This is a genomic window from Spirosoma sp. KNUC1025 (assembly GCF_045160025.1).
Taxonomy (GTDB): Bacteria; Bacteroidota; Bacteroidia; order Cytophagales; family Spirosomataceae; genus Spirosoma.
The window spans coordinates 4,025,860-4,044,512 of the sequence record NZ_CP087139.1 but is presented as its reverse complement, the minus strand read 5'-3'; the positions used below and the strand labels follow the sequence as shown (position 1 = coordinate 4,044,512).

The following is an 18,653-nucleotide window of genomic DNA, read 5'->3' as shown; positions in this document are numbered from 1 at the left end:
GATTTCTTATGTTCTAGTTTTGATTGGGTTCCTTCATATCTGGAAATACATCTTGCATTTCCTTGATAATCTTTCCGGGATTGATGCCTAGATAGTGGCGTTCTGTCATAGCCGTATTGGTATGACCCGCCATTACAGAAACCGATTTTAGACTGATGCCTTTTTCGTAGAATAGCGTAATGAAACTGCGCCTGGCCATGTGCGTCGTGAGTCGTTTATTGATACCGACAATAGCTGCTATTTCCTTTAAGTAGTTGTTCATAGTGGCATTCGGTGGAACAGGAAGTAAACGGCCTTTTGCCTTACATTCAGGATGATTCGCCCACTTCGCTAATAGCTTTTCAGCCTGAGGAATCAACGGCACAATTTGAGGAACACCCGATTTATGGCGATCTTTCATAATGAAACGAACGCCTGTTTCTTCGTGCGTACCAATATCCGCAATTGTCAGTTGTTCAGCATCTTTCCAAGCTAACCCCGTATAACACTGAAAGAGGAAAACAGTCAAAATGCGTTGCAACCGAGGGTCTAGCTTGTTCGTTGTAGCTAGTATATCTAACTCTTTTTCAGTCAAATATTCAATTTTCCCCGGCTTACGGTTGCCCTTGAAGTTCATAAAAGGATTGCGTTCAATCCACAGGTTTTCAACTGCAAAGTTGAATATGCGTTTGGTGAATTGTACGATCTTAAGTGAATAGTTTTGCCCGTGATTGCTTTCTAGTTTTAAGGCTAACTGTAGCTCTTTAGCATCAGCGGGTTTTATATCGAACAAGGCACAGGTTTTGCCGTAACGTTCAATAAAGAACTCTCCGACCCGTTTGGCCCATCGTTCGTGCTGCTTGTACGTATCAAAGTCAATTGTCTTAGTCCTGTACTCTTTTTCCGAACGCTCCAAAAACAAAGCAAATGCCTTTACCAAATTTGGCTTTTTTTCCGTTTGCAGGGTATCACCTAAAGTCAGTCGTTTGATTACATCCAAATCGATTGTTTGTCCAAACGTCCGCAATTGAGCATCGGCTCTTAATGCATTGGCTTTAAGCGTTACTAGTAATGCCGTTTGTTCAGGTTGCCCTTGAATCACCATAGTTTTCGTATTGAAGTCTTTACGCTTACAGGTAATACCTGTTGAAAAAGTCAAACGTTGACCCTTATACGTCATCCGGCAATTGATAGTTATATCTACGCCATTAGGTTTGTATCTAGCTGTAAATGAAACGGATAATTGTGATATCCGGGGTTGTTTTACTTTGCAAGCTTCTTGTACTGATGAACGTTTGTTTGAACGCTTATTGAAAAAATTTCTCATTACTTTTGTTAAGTTATTGCCTTGTTCCAGCAAGGCATTTTGAAAATAGGTTTAGGCCCGACTCTTTGCGTACCACCGCTTTAGTCGGGCTATTTATTTACCAATTTTTTCAAGGCGATTTGTTACGGATGAGCATTCGTATCAGAGTTAGCTAAAAAACTTAGATACAGGTATTTCAAAATATTCAGCCAATGATTGCGCTTCATTTATAAGCATTGCTTTTTCGCCCCGAACTAGCTGCCAAAATCGAATACGATTAATGCCGGTACTATCATAAAATGATTTTTCAGGCATGAACTTCAAATGCTTATGCTGTTCATAATCAGCAATTACAATACTTAAAGGGGTCTTATTATATGTAGTAGTTGCCATAATATTGGTTTATACGTGCCGCAATTGTGGCAAATATTTACCATAATAACAAATAGTAAGGCAAATATTTGCCTATATCAAATAAATATTAAATAGTGTAACTATGTAACTATTACATGTTCCATAATAATTTTATTATGGATTTGATTATGATAGTATAGATTTGGGTATGGAAGTAACAAAAAGGATAAAGTCTGTAAGAGAAGCCAAGCGGATTAAACTTAGTGAAATGGCTGCCGCTTTAGGGGTTGATGTTTCTAATTATGCCAAGATCGAAAAGAAAGGAAACAAGCTGACCTTAGAACGAATTGAGCAAATTGCCAGCGCACTTGGTGTTTCTCCTATAGAGATTCTAGATCAGCCATACGCAAAACATCTACAGCAAACAATTCAAGAATTAGAAAAAGAAAACAAGGCCCTAAAGCAGGTTATAGAAAAATATCAACCTGTCATTACACTAGTCGAATTTATGATGAGTAACCCTGCTAAAACAGAGGAATTAGCAGTAAAAGCTACAGAAGGAACTATAGAAAAATCTGATGTTGAAAAGGCTTTTCCAGCTCTAAAAGAGATAATCGAAAAACCAACTTATTCAACTCAAAATAAGAGTACCAAATAAACCAAAGTTGAGTATAATCTTGATGGGTTATAACAATTATTGTAACTGTATTATGAGAAATGTAGCATATATAGAAATAATTGTCGAGTAAATGACAACAAGTACTAAGATATATTTGAATTTCTGTTTTATGATTAAATATAAAATTAGCAGAAAAATATATCTGATATGCTTTATTGGAGCGTTGCAACAGACGAAGCATAAAATCAGAGTCAATAAGCTAGAGTTAAAAGTTAAATAAATTATTTTAGCTATATGTCACAAGAAAAGCTATTAACACAACTAATAAAGTCTTTAACAGACCCAGAGTTTGACAAGCTAACTAAGCTCTACTTAAATGAAGTGGAAGGTGTTGTTAATATATTTAATTGCAACGGTCCTCATGATTCTGGAATTGACATAAGATCTGAGGCGATCTCTAAAATTGAAATTCAGTACCAAATCACAACTAAAGAAAATCGTTTCGAAGCAAAATTTTGGTCTGATATAGCTAAGGCAAAAAATAATGTAGACAATTATGATTTGCCTAACAAGGTAAGATATTTTTATTCTTATCCTTTAGCAAACTCAACTATATTTTCTTTAAAAAGAGAAGCTAAGAAGCAATATAACATTATAGTAGATATAGTCGATGCAAATACTATTGCTGGAATTGCTACAGAATACCCAAATATAAGAAATGAAATTTATGAATTATCTAACTTGGATAAATATAGGGGAGGTTCTGATTTCTTTAATGACCAAAAAGTAAAAACATTTTATGATCTAATGTCTTTTGGTACTTCAAATGACATTAAATATAATATAATTAAGTCATTTGTTCTGAATTACTTGTATACAAATTCAAATTCAAGCCCTCTCGATTTGCTTAGAAAAATAAATAATCATTTCACTTCAAGTATAACTGAATCCTATTTTGATACTTTTTGTAGAAAATTAAGATCAGAGCGTAAAATTCAATATGCTGTTGACAGAGAAATATGTCTGACAGAAAACGAAAAAGAAAGAATACATAGTGTATTAGATAACTTTGCTATAGAGGAAGCTTTGTTAAAGCGCGGCCTAATTGAAGTACTAGATAGATATAATTTAAAAGAATATGTTGATGAAGTTATTAAACATTTAATCGATCTATATGAAAGCAATTATTCGATAAATCTAGGGGAGTTTACCAAGCGCAACTCGACAATAAACGATTTAAGAACTGCTACTGAGCATTTTAACTTATTTATTAAAAGGATAACCAATGATGATAATTTAGAAAATTTAACAAAGCAACTACTTAAGGTCGCTGACGAAAATGAAATATTATCACGTATAACTGCCGGCCAAGTCTATTCAAAAGTTAGTGATCCTGACAGGCTTCAAGAGTATATAATACAACACAATAACAATAAAAACATATTTCTTGATACAAATGTAATAATTAATCTTATATGCGTTTATTATGATCCTAATTTTGAACTAGATGATTATCATTACAAAGCAGCAAAGGAATTTCTATCATTTTCTACGCAAAATAATTTAAACTTAAAAACTATAAAAGTTTATATTGAAGAAGCGTCGAATATATTTAAAGAGGCAATAGAAGTTATTCCTTTTACTAAATTACCAGTTTTTGAAGCATTAGGTGGTAGCAATAATATTTTTTATCAACATTACATAAAACTTAAATCTGCTAATGCTCTATCAGACAATAAAATAGATTTTGAATCATATTTAAAACAATATGGAATATCAACATCACTAAATGTGCATGAACATATTTTATATTCGCAAGTTAAGTACCTGTTAGATTCTTTATTTATAAATATAGAAAATGTACCATTGTATGATCTTTCAGCAGCAAAATCTTTAATAGTTAGCGATCTAAACGAAAATAAGAGAAGTAAGTCTTCCTTCGCAATTAATAACGACGCAATAATGTTCAATAGGTTGGGAGAAGAAGATGTACTGGTAAACCCGATTGATCCTATATTTTGCACATGGGATTCATCGCTACTAAGAGTTAGAAGAAAATATTTTGAAGCATTTCCAAGTTGTACTCAGTGGTTGATGTATACGCCTACTAGATTAATTGATCATTATTCTATGATGAAATTCAAGGTTAAGCAAGGCACTTTAACGAGCGATGTATTATGGATGCTAGAAGAGGATTATGGATTTAAAGAGAGAACACAATTGCTAGTAGATTCAATTTCAACTATAATCAACCCAAATAATGAAGTTGGTCTTAGATATACAAATAAGTTTGCAGAATTAAGGCAAAAAGTAATAATACAAACTGAATATAAAGAAGCCTCGCCAGATGTTACGAGCGAAACAAACCCTTTAGATTTTATATTCCAGAAGTTATTAGTTAATTATCTTTCAGATACCAATAAAGATGCGTTTTCTTTATTTAAAAATCTCTTTACTAAGGGTGAGTATTTTGATACAGTATTCAATATACTCGAAAATGAAATCAAGTTCTATTCAGTGTATAAAAATATAAGCAGTGATTTAATTCCAAGTATTGACTCATTATTGTCTAAACCTGATCAGATACAAAATGATACAATTGAGCATAATAACACAAGTGACATACAAGCTTCATCAAAACAGGATACAATGAATTCTAAATAGGTACAGTAATATCGACTTATAATCAATTACTTATGAGATTTTATGTCAATTAATATTGAAGTTATGCTTAGCTTTTTAGCAATATAGACAAGCTATACTTTTTAAATCTCTGATTTACAGTACTATTACTTTGAGCCTCTCTCTCTGCAAAGAGTATATACTTAAGATCAGCCTCCACCTAAATGGAGGCTTTTTTTATATCCAATCCCGTAGGTAAATCGCAGTCATTTCTAGCCTAACTTCCTATCGTTCTTCTGCTGCAGTTCGTAAAAACAAGTTTAGGTCCCCCTCCCTCTTTCCAACTGTAACGTATTTATTGAACAACTCCAGCTCAATACGTCATACGTAGGTCGTACTCAATTTGCGATAATCAAAAATAATCTCTGACATTGGGTGTAACAAACCAAGAACCACCGTCAAAACCTTGTAATACGTAGTGTGATCTGTATTTTTGAACAGGTAAAAATGTAAGCTTATGGTCTATCATGAAGTTCAGTTTCTGACACCCGTTCAGGGGGATTGGATTACTATTAAGGAATTCGACGACTCTACGGGAGCGCTGCTGCCGGTATCGGACTCAGCCGAGCAATTAAGTTTTGAAGAAGCCGAAACACGTCTAGTTTTCCTCACTGATAAATACCCATTCCTTACCTTCCGTATTAACAAGGTTGTCCTATAAGCGAATGGCCGTCCAGCGTATTCAATAGGGTTTAACCCTTTTCAACGTATTCAGCTATTTGCCTTTTAGCTCAACGTCATCGAAGTTGTATTTGAGTCGGCGGGGTTGACCGAGATAGCTTGGCATGACAACAAACTGCCCCGTTTTTGTGTCCAGGATAATCGATTCCCGTTCACTGGTGACGGCCTGAAACCGACGCGTGTCCAGGATGCCGGGCTCCGGCTGTTGTTGCGTAGTCGGTTTGAAATTGGCGAGCAGCAGGAAACCAATCACGGTAAGGCCACCCAGAAAAAGGAACGTAGGTCAATCGAGAAATGAAGCGTTTTCATAAGCGATGAGTTGGTTTATCTGCCCATGAAAACGCAGATCCATTTCTGTTCTACTGCCTTTTCAGGAGTCAATAAAACAGGAGAAACGTAGTTGATTTCAGTACGCCGTCCGCATGATACCCTTACACAAACGTCAATACTGGGCTATTGAACGATAAAACGTAACGCTGTTTCTGTCATCCCGACGCCAGGAGGGATGACAGAAAACCGCTTAATTAACTTATTGATTTATAGGTTTTTGCTTTTTAGAATTGCCATTACTCACGTTAAACAAGTATTGGCGCAGGTGGCGTTAACGGGCTAGTTTCAGGCGCTCCGGCCAGTCCGCATTGCTCCATAAATTCATTGGTAAACACAACCCGCGTCGGCGCGTCTAATAAGTCATGTCTGGCACGTAACCAGCTATTCACCTTTTCCTGCGTGTACATCTGCCGAACCCGGTCGGCGTTCAGGCTGAAGTTAATTTTTCCCCAATGCAGGGTATACGGAATCCCTTCCTTTTCCAGCCAATCCCAAACGAGCTGATAAAACTGACGGGTATCGTCGGCCTCTACGCCATCCAGTTCAAGCACGCACGTAACGGGGAAGCGCGTAAAGCCCAGCGTAGCCGGTGTCTGTTTTACCCAGCGCAAACCCAATACGCCCAGAAACGGTTGCTGGGCGTTCAGTCGGCAGATTGCGTTCAATACGTCGGGGCTCTGCGTGGCCGATACGCCAATGGCCATGCTGGCAGCAGCGCCCTCTACGTCGGTTCCCCCAAACAGTTCGCTTACTTTACCCGCTGTTCCGTTGGTATCTTCCAGTGCACTGTCGTACAGCTGGTTCACGATCAGGCGCTTGGCTCCCGGAATCTGCCCGGCATGCAACTTGTTGAGCAGTTGCTGAATCAGCCCCAGCGTATCCTCGCTGAACTTCATCTGACTGCTTACCCCCGGCCGACGGACGTAAGGTTCGGCATAAGGCTTTTTGTACAGAATACGCACATAAGCGCCTTTGGCCGGATCTTCGGAGTCGGGGTCGAACTGAAAGGGGTTCACAATCATCTGAAAGTGGTACGCTTCGTCGGCCAGCGGGTTGGGCGCTACGGGCAGTTGAAGGGCCTGAGCGAGTGTACCCGCAAACTCCTGGGTACGCATGGCGCGTTTCAGATCGGCATTGTAGGCGACCCGTTTGTTGCTGTATTCTTCGAGCAGAAATAATTTCTCAACCTCCAGCAACACTCCATGAATAAACCCAAACGAGCCAAACCCGACCACTACCGCATTGAATAGATCATCGTCGAGCCGGACGTTCTCCCGCGCTACGCCCAGCCAGTCCGTAAACGCCAGCGACGTAACGGGGTTCGAAGCCCGTTCCAGCCAGATATGCCGGTTGGCCCCACAGATCAGATGAATGCCTACGACCGTATCGTGTACGGAGCCGAGTTTGAAGGCCGAGCCGTGCGTGCCGGTCGAAAAAGCGCCAACGATGGTCTGCCCGTTACTGGCACCTGACGCCCGCAACGATTTCCCCAAGGGTTCCAGCCGCTGATGCAATCCCAGAATTCCCGTACCGCATTGGGTAAACACCAGATTGCCAGCCTGACCGCCTTTGGCCAGGTAATCGGGTGAGGTCATGGCTTTGGTCAGTACTTTCGAGATTTCTTCCAGCTTCGTCGTGTCAACAATACCGCCCCCGGCCATCCCCACTTTGGTAAACGACCAGTTTGAGCCTAACGCCCGCAACCGAATCGAGTGGCGTATGGCATGATCGATCAGGAACTGAAAATTAGCCGTCGTCTGCTGATAGCGGCCCGCCTGCGTTGACGGACCCGTTGGGCGTCGCAGGCTGAAGGAAGCGCCCGGCGTTAGGTCCTGCGTGAAATTACGGTGCCGGTTCTGGAGTTGCGGCATGTTGTCAATAGCAACTAGGCCGTCGGGTAGGTTCATGGTGTGAAGGGTCGTTACTGGTTGAAGGTGGAATCGATGGAGCAGGGTGGGTTGGGAACACAGCGGGCGCAGCACCAGCGCACCTGTTTTTTCTGAACAATCCCCAACGTAATGGTGGCCAGCAGGTAATGGTCAAAGCGGGTACGTACCGTCACCCCGTTGAGGTGGTTATAGCCGGGATCGCAGGCGGGCCGCACAACGGGCTGTTTCCCAATGCCCCACCAGTAGCCCGTTACGACGGTATCGGTAGTCGGATCATTGGCAAACGTCTGGCAATCTTCCTGCGTCATGACTCGGGTAGTCATGCAGGCGGGCAGGGTGGCCAGCAGAAATAAGCCGAGCACAATCTGAAGTTGAATACGACTCGATAAAGGAATAGAGGTCATGGCGGGCTAAGGGTTGATACGTAGTCAAAGAAAAACCCATAGCCCATGCGAGATTAAAACTATCTATCGAGCGGTAACAATCCGAAACCAAGTGTACATTCTCCGCTAAAACAACTGACTTCCAGAGCGTTAGTCATACCCCGAACGTTACGTATGTTTCTGCGTAGGGTTGTATGTCCGGCTCATAGTTGTGACGTAAAGACATACTGCCCGGAACCGATTTCTACCGGCAAATAGCCTCCTTCAACCTCCCGGACGGTAATTGCTGAATTTGTTTTTAACGCCTTGTTATTTTCCAGCACACTCGCCGGATTACGGGTCGGGATGAATACGGTGGCTGTTGTATTCACGGGAACCGTAACCTGTAAACGTACCGTTTTGCCTTCTTTTTTCCAGGAAGTTCGGATAAGCCCATTGATCGATTTGTAGGAGGCTTTTACGTATGTCAGCCCCTGACTGGCTATTTCCGGTTTGATGCTGAAGGTTCGATACCCCGCTTCGCCAACCCGGATTCCGGCGGCATTCCCAAACAGCCATTCATTCACCGCCCCAAAGGCGTAATGGTTAAATGAATTCATGCCGGCATTGTTTTCAAAGCCTTTGCCTTTAATGTAGCTATTCCAGCGCTCCCAGATTGTATTGGCGCCATTCACTACCTCAAAGCCCCAGGAAGGATACTCTGTGCTCAATAATAGCCTGTAGGCTTCCTCACTATGCCCCGTGCTGGAGAGCGCAGGCAGTAACGGCTTGACACCCAGAAAACCCGTTGAAAGTTTATTGTCGTTGGCCTGTATGAGTTCGGCTAACCAGTTTCCGGCTTTTGCCCGCTGCTCAGGAGCCAGCATTTGCATGTAAATCGCATTGGCATAAGCCGTCTGGGTGTGGCCGTCAAAACCCATGTTGCCATCTACGTAGCCTTCGCCATCCCCATAAGCAGCACTGTTTGTTTTAAACTTTCCGCTCTTGTCGGCGTAGTGTGCCAGAAACGCCTGCTTGATTTTCGTGAACAGTTGCGCATAATACGTTGATTCAGCCTCCTTGCCAATGACCTTCGCCATTTCAGCCATCATGGAAGCGGTATAGCCAAAATACATGGTGGCCAGCATATCGGGGGGCGTTTTTTTACCGACAGAAAGCCAGTCACCAAACCCGCCTTTGGGCGAAATATCCTCAAAACTGGCTTCCTTGTACACGTACTCGCCCTTGCTCTTATCCTCCAGGAACTTCAGATACGCCACCATATTGGGCCAGAATTCCCGAATCACCTGGGTGTCGCCATAGGTTTTATAGATGGTATAGGGGCAAATAATCCCCGCTTCCGACCATCCGGGTGAATACGTATCTGTTTTACGGACATTGGGCGCGGGCGCATAGATTGGGTACGTATGATCGGCGCGCTGGGCATCGTTCAAATCGACCAGCCACTTGGTGAAAAAGGCCACTATATCCGAATTGAACGTAGCGGATTGGATATAAGCCTGGGCATCGCCCGTCCAGCCCAGGCGCTCGTCACGCTGCGGGCAATCCGTTGGTACGTCAACATAATTGGAGCGCTGTGTCCAGACGATGTTCTGATACAGCTTATTCACCATGGGATTGTCTGTCTCAAACGTACCTGCTTCAGGTGTCGCCGAACTTAAAACAATGCCCGTTATGGCCTGAGTCGTTGGCGCAGTTTTAAAGCCAGTAGCTTCTACGTACTGAAACCCATGATAGGTAAATTGTGGCGTCCAGGTTTCGCCCTTAGGATCTCCTTTGAGAATATACGTATCCGTAGCCCGCGCTTTCCGGAGGTTTTCGGTCATGATATCCCCGTTCGGGAACAGCACTTCGCCAAACTTCAAACGAATCGTATCGCCTTTGTGTCCTTTTACGGAGAGCCGCACAACACCGGCAAAATTCTGGCCCAGGTCAAACAGGTATTTTCCGCCTGGTCGTGGTGTTACTTTTTGAGCTTTTAACTCCTGAAAAATCTGAATCGGATTGCCGGGATAAGCTTCCAGCTTCCGCTCGGGTTTGTCGGGATACACGCGGCTGTTCTTCCAGGCCGAATCCGTATATCCGGCTTTGCTCCAGTTGGTAAACTCGAGATTGGCATTGTACGTTTCGCCGTTCAACAGATCGGCTTCGAGGATCGGCCCATGATTTGTTCGCCAGCTCTGATCGGTCGCTATCGTTTCTTTTTCGCCATTGACATACTCGATCTCCAGCTGCGCTTTCAGCAACGGCACATCGCCATAGAAGTTTTTCACTACGGGGTTCTGCACGAGCAAGGCATAGCCCAGATAACCAGCGTACCAACCCTCCGCTACGATAGCGCCCAGCGCATTTTTCCCTACGGTTAGATGACGGGTAACATCGTACGTTTGATAATAAACCCGTTTGTTGTAATCCGTCCAGCCGGGGGTAAAGTAATCGTTACCAATCCGCTGGCCATTGATCTGAAACGCATACAACCCAAGCGACGTAACGTACAGCCGGGCACGTTTAACGGGCGCTTTCAACTGAGTTTCTTTCCTGAAAAAAGGCGCCGGGGGCAGATGGTACAGTTTACCCTTACCCAGGTTCGTTACGTCATTACCGATCCAGGCGGCTGTCCAATCCGTTTTATGGAGCAAGCCCATTTCCCAACTGGCCGTCGAACTCCAGGAGCCGGGTTGCCCGGTTTTATCCCAGCTACGTACTTTCCAGTAACACGCCGTTCTGGATGACAAGGGCGTACCGGCATAGGCTATCTGGTTGATGGCATTTCCATTGACCTTGTTTGAGTTCCAGAGATCAGCCTTATCGGGCGTAAGTAAATCCGGTGATGAAGCGACAAGAATCTGGTAAGCCGTTTGAATCTGTCCTCTGGCCGTTGCCGTAAGTTCCCAGCTTAACCGGGGGTTGAGACATCCGTGACCGGATTGATTTTGTATTCTGTTCGCAGGTTAACCGGCTTTAGGTCTGCTGAGGCTGACAGGGATTGGCCCGCAAAGAGCGTAAGGGATAAAATCATCAACGCCGGTACTTGCCTATTGATACGTATCATCGGGTAAGAGGTGCTTTTCCTTCGCATTATTCGTCTGCGATACGCAGTAAAACAGGGATTTGCCCCGAACTACTTATCACGGTAGCTGCCTAACGAACCGCCCAAAATGCATGTCCTGCTTATCCGGTGCGATATAACAGCCTAACACCATCTCAGTTTCTCATGCCTACACTCGAAATAATTTACAATTCCGCTTGTATGCGTCTGATAACCATTTGACTTTTCATCAGTTTATATTCTGGATTACCTTCATCTCATGACCTATGACATTCCAGGAATTAATGCTCACATATGGCTATCCAATGCTATTTTTAGGCGTCCTGCTGGAAAGTGAAGCTTTTCTGCTGGTGGGTGTTTATTTAGCCCATCGAGGATACTTTTCACTTCCCATGGTGATCGCGTTGGCAGCCCTTTCTTCGTTTGTTATCACCCAGGTATGTTTCTTTCTGGGGCACCGCTATGGCCGTACGTTTCTGACCAAACGACCACACTGGCAACCGCGTTACAACCGGATTGAACGGCTGATGAACCGCTACGGGTCTGGCCTAGTTCTGGGGTTCCGTGCCTTATATGGCCTGCGTGGCGCTATTCCGGCCGCCATTGGCCTGTCGAGCTTCCCGACTATTCGGTTTGCGGTATACAATGCACTGGGGGCTATTGGCTGGGCGCTGATTGTGGCGTTTGCGGGTAACCACCTGGCTCAGGTCGGCGAAGATGTGTACGCGTTTCTGGCCCAGCATCAACGTCCGGTTTTAGTAGCAATAGCCGGTCTGAGCGGCTTGTGGTGTGTTTACCAACTGACCATTCACAGCAAACTTAAGGAGCCGGTTGAGTTGTGAGTCCGCATAGCCGGTTGTTTTTAACCAGCGTTTTTTAAACCTCCCCAATTTATCTATTACTATGTTGGCTACTTTTTTATCATTCCGCCCTGCTCTCGAAATGATAAAAAAGTAGCCAACATAGTTTTTGTATCTATCTGATACATAACAGAATCGCCAGATTCAGTACATTGCGTCAGTCGTGGGGGGCATCCAAGAATGTGTACACCACCAACATGGCCGAGTTTATCAATCAGGCAGGCTATCGAAACAGCATCTACAAAAAACATTTCCCACCGGTACGTGGCTCGAAGTCAAAGGGTTGGCGCTGCCTGGTCAATTGATAGAGATTGATATGGAAGCGCATAAAACTCACGGAGTTAGGTATATTGACGATCATAAAACAAAGGCAAAACCCCAACCATGAAAACCGCCAAAAAGCTGCTCCTCTCCTTCCTTACTTCGTTTTGTGTGCTATCTTCTTTTGCTCAATCGACCCTGCCCGTCGCTACGTCTGGCAACACGGCATATGGTAGCAATGCCAAAACGGGGAAGTATACCAATATCCGGGGTTTCAGGATGTACTACGAAGTTTACGGCGCGGGAAAACCACTGCTCCTCATTCATGGCAATGGCGGCTCAATCAATAATTTCAAAAACCAGATCCCGTATTTCGCCAAAAACTACCAGGTAATTATAGCCGACAGCCGGGCACAGGGAAAGTCAGCAGACCCCAGCGACTCACTCACATATGAAATGATGGCTGATGACTACAACGCGCTGTTGAACACCCTGCATGTGGATTCGTGCTACGTCATTGGCTGGAGCGACGGCGGCATCGACGGGCTGTTGCTGGCGATGCGGCACCCCGAAAAGGTGAAAAAACTGGCTATTACCGGCGCCAACTTATGGCCCGATACCACGGCCATCGAGCCGGACCTTTTCAAATGGATTGTGGCCACCAATGACAGCCTGGCTAAGGTACCGCAATTACCGGCGGTAAAAGAGCAGAAGAAGCTACTCAATCTGATGATCGTCCATCCGCACATTTCGACAAACGATCTGAAAAAAGTGAAATGTCCAACGCTGGTAATCGGTGGCGACAACGACGTGATTCGGCCAGAGCACACAATGGCCATTGCGCAGGCCATTCCGAAATCGTACCTGTGGATTTTGCCCAACTCTGGCCATTCGACACTTATCATGTACAAAGATTTATTCAATCAGGTAGTCGGGGATTTTTTCAAAGCACCGTACCGAACCATAAACGGTATGGCAAAGCTCGAATGATATGAGCCGCCAAAAAGAACACAAATGCTATCATACGGTTGATTTTCAGGGAGTGTTACGTCGTATTTAAAGCTGATTGACACGCTTTTTATGGCCTTCGAAAACTATTGATGTAAGACCACGTACTTATCCTTGGCCTTAGCCACAGTTTCAGCTTTATTCATGAAATTGATCCAGGAAATTTCTAACTACCACGTACTGCATGATGAACTACGTTACGGCACTGCTTTTAGTCCTGACAAGTCAGCTTCCGGCCTTTGGGCAAAAACCTCGAGCCCGCGATATTGGCATCCCGTTTTCGGGGACGCCCGGCAAATACAACGCCATCACCGATGTACGCGGTGTGGAAGTGGGCTATAGCACCCTCATAGCTGGTCAGGGGAAAAACATACGCGGAAAAGGCCCGGTCAGAACGGGCGTTACAGCCATTCTGCCAAGAGGCCGGACAAACAATCCCGTTTTTTCAAACTGGTATTCGCTCAACGGCAACGGAGAAATGACCGGCACTACGTGGATAACTGAATCCGGATTTCTGGAGACGCCCATCATGATTACCAATACAAACAGTGTGGGCGTTGTGCGGGATGCCGTCCTGAAATGGTTCGTAAAAACGGGCTGGTACAACGAGGATTACTGGTACACCTATCCCATTGTGGCTGAAACATACGATGGTGGCCTGAATGATATTTACGGATTCCATGTCAAGGAAAGCCATGCTTTCGAAGCCCTCGATAAAGCCAAATCCGGTTATCTGGCCGAAGGCAATGTGGGTGGCGGAACCGGCATGATGTGTCTGGGTTTTAAAGGAGGGACCGGTACGTCGTCCAGGGTCGTAAAAATCAAGGACTCAACCTACACCGTTGGGGTATTGGTACAATCAAATTTCGGCAATAAACGCCACCTGACCATTGCTGGTGTACCCGTTGGCGAGGAACTGAAAGATACGCTGAATTATGAAATGAAGGGGCCGCCATCCTACAGGCAGGAAGGCGATGGGTCCATCATCGTTGTGGTGGCCACCGATGCTCCTTTGTTGCCCCATCAATTAAAACGTATAGCTACCAGAGTTTCGCTTGGCGTAGGCATCGTTGGCGGAAAAGGAAACAATGGGTCGGGGGATATTTTTATTGCTTTTTCAACCGCCAATCCAACGGCTTTTCAACGGGAAAAGATCACAAAACTGGATCAGCTCCCCAATGACCAGATAAATCCGCTGTTTGAAGCCACCGTTCAGGCTGTGGAAGAATCCATTATCAATGCAATGGTTGCCGCCGAAACCATGGAGGGCATCAACGGCAATAAAGCGTACGGGCTACCCCATAAGCTGGTTATCGATTTACTGCGAAAATATAAACGGATCAAGTAAAGGCCGTACATCGTCGGATTTACAGATCAATAAGGTCGATCCGTATCCGAACGTTCAGCTTTTAAATACGGCCTCCCGATAACGTTCCAGAACCGGCAAGCTTACGTCCAGACTGGCAGCTATCTGTTTATGGGTTACCCCATTACAGGCTACCTGTACAAACTTGTAAGTCTGATCGGTCAGCAGGAAAGCCCGGCCGTTGTCACCCGATGCGTTTGACAGGCCAATCAGGTCCAGCGTAAGGGATTCCGATACGTACTAACCCCCGGCCAATACATCGTCCATTGCTTTCTTAATTTCGTCGGGGCGGCACCCTTTAAACATGTACCCACTTGCCCCGTTACGTACTGCAAGCTGTATTCCCTCCATGCTCTCTGAAATAGAAATCGCGAGAATACGTACTGTGGGATAAAGTTTGACATGATACGCTTGCTGACCCCAACTATTCTTTAATCTTCATGCCGGGAACCAATGGATCAACTTCTACTAGTTCCAGCGACTTTACCATGTCCTTCGTCCCTGTTTTATACTTTAAAAAATGCGGTGTTTGTATGTGCGCTTTATAAGCATTGGTGTCCGCGTAAATTTCCAAAATGGTAATGTGCGTGGGGTTGTCTTTTTCAGCAACAGCGTACAGCGTCAGGACGCCCGGCTCTAGTCGCACTGACGCTTCAATTTCTTCTTTAGCAGCAGCCTTATAAGCTTCCAACTGTGCTGGGTCAACTACGATTTTGGCGATTCTTACCATCTGTGTTTTAGGTTGAGCGCAAGCTCGTTCTGGGCTTAATAAAGTGAGTAGTCCTACTGTTAGAAGCCACAAAAACCGTAAGTCATTGCAATGGATGGAATTCGTTAGCTTCTCACGAAAATTGTGCTTGTTCGTCATAATAGACAAGAGCATATACATTTTTTGAAAACGGGTTAAGCAAATATATTATTCCCTAAAGTTTTCATAGCTGAGCTGTCGTTTCGAACCCATCCATCTCGGACATGTGCAGATCCACCAGCGCCAGGTCAGGAACCTCTTTTTTCTTACGCATCTGCGCCTGCAAGTCCCGACCGTTTTGTGCTATATACAGCAGAACCTACCCGCCAAACTTACGTACCGAATCAACCAGCGCTTCGTAAAACAGGCGATGATCATCGACGATGGCTACAGTAGCAGGCATACGATACGTGGGTTAAATTTTCCGGGTCAGCCTATTACAGTTCTCAAATAAGCTAATTTTTTACCCAAAATAGCCATTCATTATGAGGAAGTTATAGGAATTTTGGCATGTTCATTAAATACACACCTTAATCCTCTTACCCCATGAAACGTACTTTCTTAACCTTAGCCAGCGTAACGCTGTTCAGCGCACTCGCTACGGCTCAAGCCATTGATCAGGCACTTGTCGTCGACAGCCGCTCTGACGTATTTGCCCAACGTGCATACGAACAGGAACTACCCTTGCCATCTCCTTCCGACTTTGCGCCACTCACCAACGAACCTTTCTTTCCGGGTGGTCAACAGGCGTTGGTCAAGTATCTGGGCAAGCTCGACCTTTATCCTGATCAGGCTCGGATGGTTCTTAGTGAAGGCACTGTGCGCGTACAATTTCGGGTACAGCCGAGCGGTACTTTAACAGACATTCAGGTGGTCAAATCAAAAAACGCAGTGCTGGACCAAGCTGCCGTGAAGGCCGTCAGTCTGATGCCTCGCTGGTATCCAGCACACCGGTCTGGGGTGGCCGTTAGCACGCTCGTTGAGCTGCCTGTTACGTTTCGTCTCGATTGAAAAACATCTTTTTATAACCCTGCATCAACTCATGAAAACGCTCTTGATTTACTTCCTGACCCTATTGTTAACGACGGTTTATTTCCGTACCAGCTGGTTTGACTCACTCGATATCACCAGCGATAATTCCGATATTTCCTGGGATGAGATCACCGAGGATTTATGGCCCTAATCGGCGAAAAAGCATTAGGCTTGTCGGCGCGTGACGTACTGGATGTAGTTGATTACTTATAAATACTGCTGTTGTACGTCTCGCGCATGTGCCGGTCAATCACCTCTAATGTCAACCTGTTTGCCAGCCCGTGATCTAAGCCGTATTTTATCGAAAGTGCCTGCTCGATACTGTGACAAAGCATCGATATAGGATGAATCTGTAGATTTCCCAGCAGTTTAATCGACTCGGTGAGCAGTTCATCATAGGTAAGATACGTATAGTGATCCTGTCGAATCTGCGTAGGAGGCTGCATACTTCGCTCGTGCCAGAGTTTGGCAATGCAAACGAATTCGCTACGGAAACTGGGATTTTGATACACCTCCTCGACTAAGTTTTCATACTGTTTCAGAATCGCTTCAACGGTTTCTCTGTTCGACAAATCCCTGTACTGCCAGTTCGTTGCGTTATCTTTATTCAATGCGTAGCGCCGTTGATAATCGATTTTAAACAACCGCAGAAGAAACATATAATCTTTTTCAGGGTGTTCTGAAAACATCTTACGCCATACCTTTCGAGTCCCTGACTTTGGGGATATACAGGGTGAGTAATCTGGCCCGATATCCGCATCGGCAATGGCCTGCCCGATATCGGCATCAGCGGGTTTTAAGCGACTAACAAACACGTATAGATCGAATACCTGCTTTCCTTTTTCAGACTCATCCAGTTGGTCGAGCTGCTCAAGTAGCTCGGCTTCCGGGCAGATGCCCTGTCCAAACTGGATAATCTTTATTTGCTCTTCTATGCTCATTACAGTGTCTGACAGGTGTGAAAATGGAATGAAGTTTCGGATGGAATAGCAACGACGGTACGTACTGGCAGTGGCTATAAGAAATTAGATTCTCCCCGAAACGCATGAACAGTACGCAGCTTTGTTTGTACACTATAGACCTGGTTAAACCTCTCGATCAAATAGTTAACGAAATCGATCGTCAATGTAACGCGTTTCATTGACGGAACAATAGAATACATTTTTTTAACCGTTGGATAAAATCTAGCTGGCTCGCCTTTTCTAATTTGAATAGCCTGGTGAATAATGTCTCTGTACTTGGCAGGAACGTATTCCAAACAGTACTGACCTGCCTTCATTTTTGAAGCTATTTCCCCGGTTTGTAACGTGTAGAATTGCCTCGCCACTCCCAGAACAGCCCACTCTGTTAACACCGGAATCAATACCATCAGCCATCGACGACCGGTACACGAGGAGTGTTTGTTGATCCACTTTTGCCAATATGAATTGATGTTGTCATGCATGAAGTCCTTTACCTGTTGTAGCTCAATATCAACTGGCAAGTTTCCTGAAGGTACTCCCATTACGGTATAGGCAATCGTCTTTAACTCATACAAAGCGATTGCCCCCATCCCAAATAACCCTTCTGTCAGCCGCCCTTCGTGATAATTAAGTACCTGACCAGTTGGTAAGTGGCCTGCCTGTAAATTTTCACGGGTGATGTAAGTACCATTTAGTTTGGGACTTCCACTACGTTTCTCCAGAGCATTATGCAATTTATCCAGTTCCGCAATCACTGCATTTTCTGGAAACTCTTTGCAAAGGATCAGAAAATCGATGTCGCTTTTGGCGGGATAGAAATCGCCCAGTGGAATAGAGCCTGTCAAATAAATACCTTCAACCCAGTTCTGACCAATGCGGTTAAGTCCGGACTCTAGTTCACTAATTCGTTTACTGGCGGATTGCGGTATGAAGAAAGGCTGATCCATTCCCGAAAATAGCTTTCTAATCAACTAAATATTAATACTTTAACTACGCAGACTCTATATTGTTGCTGAGGGCATCTGGTCATTTTTCCGCCTGTCGGCGCCAAAGGTACGTCTGGAGGAATTACCGTTCGGACTAGAAAAATGTACGCATAATCCTTTACTTTCGGATTAACCAGTTAGTTTCGCAAAAACCCTAA

At 44.5% G+C, this 18,653-nt stretch carries 19 protein-coding genes; 9 read left to right on the top strand and 10 right to left on the bottom strand.

The window, feature by feature from the left end; genetic code table 11:
* Positions 1–13: 13 nt before the first annotated feature.
* Together LN737_RS17620 and LN737_RS17615 are read right to left on the bottom strand one after the other, a co-directional pair.
* Positions 14–1,339 (bottom strand): site-specific integrase, encoded by a 1,326-nt coding sequence (locus LN737_RS17620; protein ID WP_405511114.1) that lies wholly within the window; start codon positions 1,337–1,339, stop codon positions 14–16.
* Between the two features lie 114 nt (positions 1,340–1,453).
* Positions 1,454–1,678, bottom strand: coding sequence for a hypothetical protein (locus LN737_RS17615; RefSeq protein WP_405511113.1), 225 nt, complete (start codon positions 1,676–1,678; stop codon positions 1,454–1,456).
* A gap of 169 nt (positions 1,679–1,847) precedes the next feature.
* On the opposite strand from LN737_RS17615, the gene LN737_RS17610 reads away from it, so the two are divergent.
* Together LN737_RS17610 and LN737_RS17605 are read left to right on the top strand one after the other, a co-directional pair.
* Positions 1,848–2,297: a helix-turn-helix domain-containing protein gene (locus LN737_RS17610; protein WP_405511112.1), complete on the top strand. Its 450-nt coding sequence runs from the start codon at positions 1,848–1,850 to the stop codon at positions 2,295–2,297.
* Between the two features lie 255 nt (positions 2,298–2,552).
* Positions 2,553–4,922, top strand: coding sequence for a hypothetical protein (locus tag LN737_RS17605; RefSeq protein ID WP_405511111.1), 2,370 nt, complete (start codon positions 2,553–2,555; stop codon positions 4,920–4,922).
* Positions 4,923–5,655: 733 nt separating this feature from the next.
* Here the strand turns inward: LN737_RS17605 and LN737_RS17600 are convergent.
* The 5 genes from LN737_RS17600 to LN737_RS17580 all read right to left on the bottom strand — a co-directional run bounded on the left by LN737_RS17600 (position 5,656) and on the right by LN737_RS17580 (position 11,275).
* The gene (locus tag LN737_RS17600) at positions 5,656–5,874 is read right to left on the bottom strand and encodes a hypothetical protein (RefSeq protein WP_405511110.1); all 219 of its coding nucleotides are present in this window, start codon (positions 5,872–5,874) and stop codon (positions 5,656–5,658) included.
* Positions 5,875–6,196: 322 nt separating this feature from the next.
* Positions 6,197–7,858 (bottom strand): FAD-binding protein, encoded by a 1,662-nt coding sequence (locus LN737_RS17595; protein WP_405511109.1) that lies wholly within the window; start codon positions 7,856–7,858, stop codon positions 6,197–6,199.
* Positions 7,859–7,872: 14 nt separating this feature from the next.
* Complete coding sequence (locus LN737_RS17590; RefSeq protein WP_405511108.1) at positions 7,873–8,244, bottom strand: hypothetical protein; 372 nt, start codon at positions 8,242–8,244, stop codon at positions 7,873–7,875.
* Between the two features lie 182 nt (positions 8,245–8,426).
* Positions 8,427–10,958 carry an alpha-L-rhamnosidase gene (locus tag LN737_RS17585; RefSeq protein ID WP_405511107.1) on the bottom strand — a complete coding sequence of 844 codons (2,532 nt, stop codon included), beginning with the start codon at positions 10,956–10,958 and terminating at the stop codon, positions 8,427–8,429.
* Positions 10,959–11,119: 161 nt separating this feature from the next.
* Positions 11,120–11,275 (bottom strand): hypothetical protein, encoded by a 156-nt coding sequence (locus LN737_RS17580; protein ID WP_405511106.1) that lies wholly within the window; start codon positions 11,273–11,275, stop codon positions 11,120–11,122.
* Positions 11,276–11,538: 263 nt separating this feature from the next.
* Here LN737_RS17580 and LN737_RS17575 point away from each other — a divergent pair, with 263 nt between their 5' ends.
* The 4 genes from LN737_RS17575 (at position 11,539) to LN737_RS17560 (ending at position 14,749) form a co-directional block, all read left to right on the top strand.
* Entirely contained in the window at positions 11,539–12,114 is a 576-nt protein-coding gene (locus LN737_RS17575; protein ID WP_405511105.1) for a DedA family protein, read from the top strand.
* A 170-nt stretch (positions 12,115–12,284) separates the two neighbouring features.
* Positions 12,285–12,437: a hypothetical protein gene (locus LN737_RS17570; RefSeq protein ID WP_405511104.1), complete on the top strand. Its 153-nt coding sequence runs from the start codon at positions 12,285–12,287 to the stop codon at positions 12,435–12,437.
* 79 nt (positions 12,438–12,516) lie between these two features.
* Complete coding sequence (locus LN737_RS17565) at positions 12,517–13,383, top strand: alpha/beta fold hydrolase (RefSeq protein WP_405511103.1); 867 nt, start codon at positions 12,517–12,519, stop codon at positions 13,381–13,383.
* A gap of 202 nt (positions 13,384–13,585) precedes the next feature.
* On the top strand, positions 13,586–14,749 hold the full coding sequence (locus LN737_RS17560) for a P1 family peptidase (protein ID WP_405511102.1): 1,164 nt from the start codon (positions 13,586–13,588) through the stop codon (positions 14,747–14,749).
* Between the two features lie 442 nt (positions 14,750–15,191).
* Here the strand turns inward: LN737_RS17560 and LN737_RS17555 are convergent, their stop codons facing one another.
* On the bottom strand, positions 15,192–15,497 hold the full coding sequence (locus LN737_RS17555; protein WP_405511101.1) for a putative quinol monooxygenase: 306 nt from the start codon (positions 15,495–15,497) through the stop codon (positions 15,192–15,194).
* A 244-nt stretch (positions 15,498–15,741) separates the two neighbouring features.
* Here LN737_RS17555 and LN737_RS17550 point away from each other — a divergent pair, with 244 nt between their 5' ends.
* From LN737_RS17550 to LN737_RS17540, 3 genes are all read left to right on the top strand, one after another.
* Positions 15,742–15,969 carry a hypothetical protein gene (locus LN737_RS17550; protein ID WP_405511100.1) on the top strand — a complete coding sequence of 76 codons (228 nt, stop codon included), beginning with the start codon at positions 15,742–15,744 and terminating at the stop codon, positions 15,967–15,969.
* 92 nt (positions 15,970–16,061) lie between these two features.
* Positions 16,062–16,526 (top strand): energy transducer TonB, encoded by a 465-nt coding sequence (locus LN737_RS17545; RefSeq protein WP_405511099.1) that lies wholly within the window; start codon positions 16,062–16,064, stop codon positions 16,524–16,526.
* 31 nt (positions 16,527–16,557) lie between these two features.
* Positions 16,558–16,698 carry a hypothetical protein gene (locus tag LN737_RS17540; RefSeq protein ID WP_405511098.1) on the top strand — a complete coding sequence of 47 codons (141 nt, stop codon included), beginning with the start codon at positions 16,558–16,560 and terminating at the stop codon, positions 16,696–16,698.
* Positions 16,699–16,750: 52 nt separating this feature from the next.
* Here LN737_RS17540 and LN737_RS17535 read toward each other — a convergent pair whose 3' ends face one another.
* Both LN737_RS17535 and LN737_RS17530 read right to left on the bottom strand, forming a co-directional pair.
* Positions 16,751–17,488: a DUF5958 family protein gene (locus LN737_RS17535; protein ID WP_405511097.1), complete on the bottom strand. Its 738-nt coding sequence runs from the start codon at positions 17,486–17,488 to the stop codon at positions 16,751–16,753.
* Between the two features lie 74 nt (positions 17,489–17,562).
* Entirely contained in the window at positions 17,563–18,456 is an 894-nt protein-coding gene (locus LN737_RS17530) for an aminoglycoside adenylyltransferase domain-containing protein (protein WP_405511095.1), read from the bottom strand.
* Between the last annotated feature and the right edge of the window lie 197 nt (positions 18,457–18,653).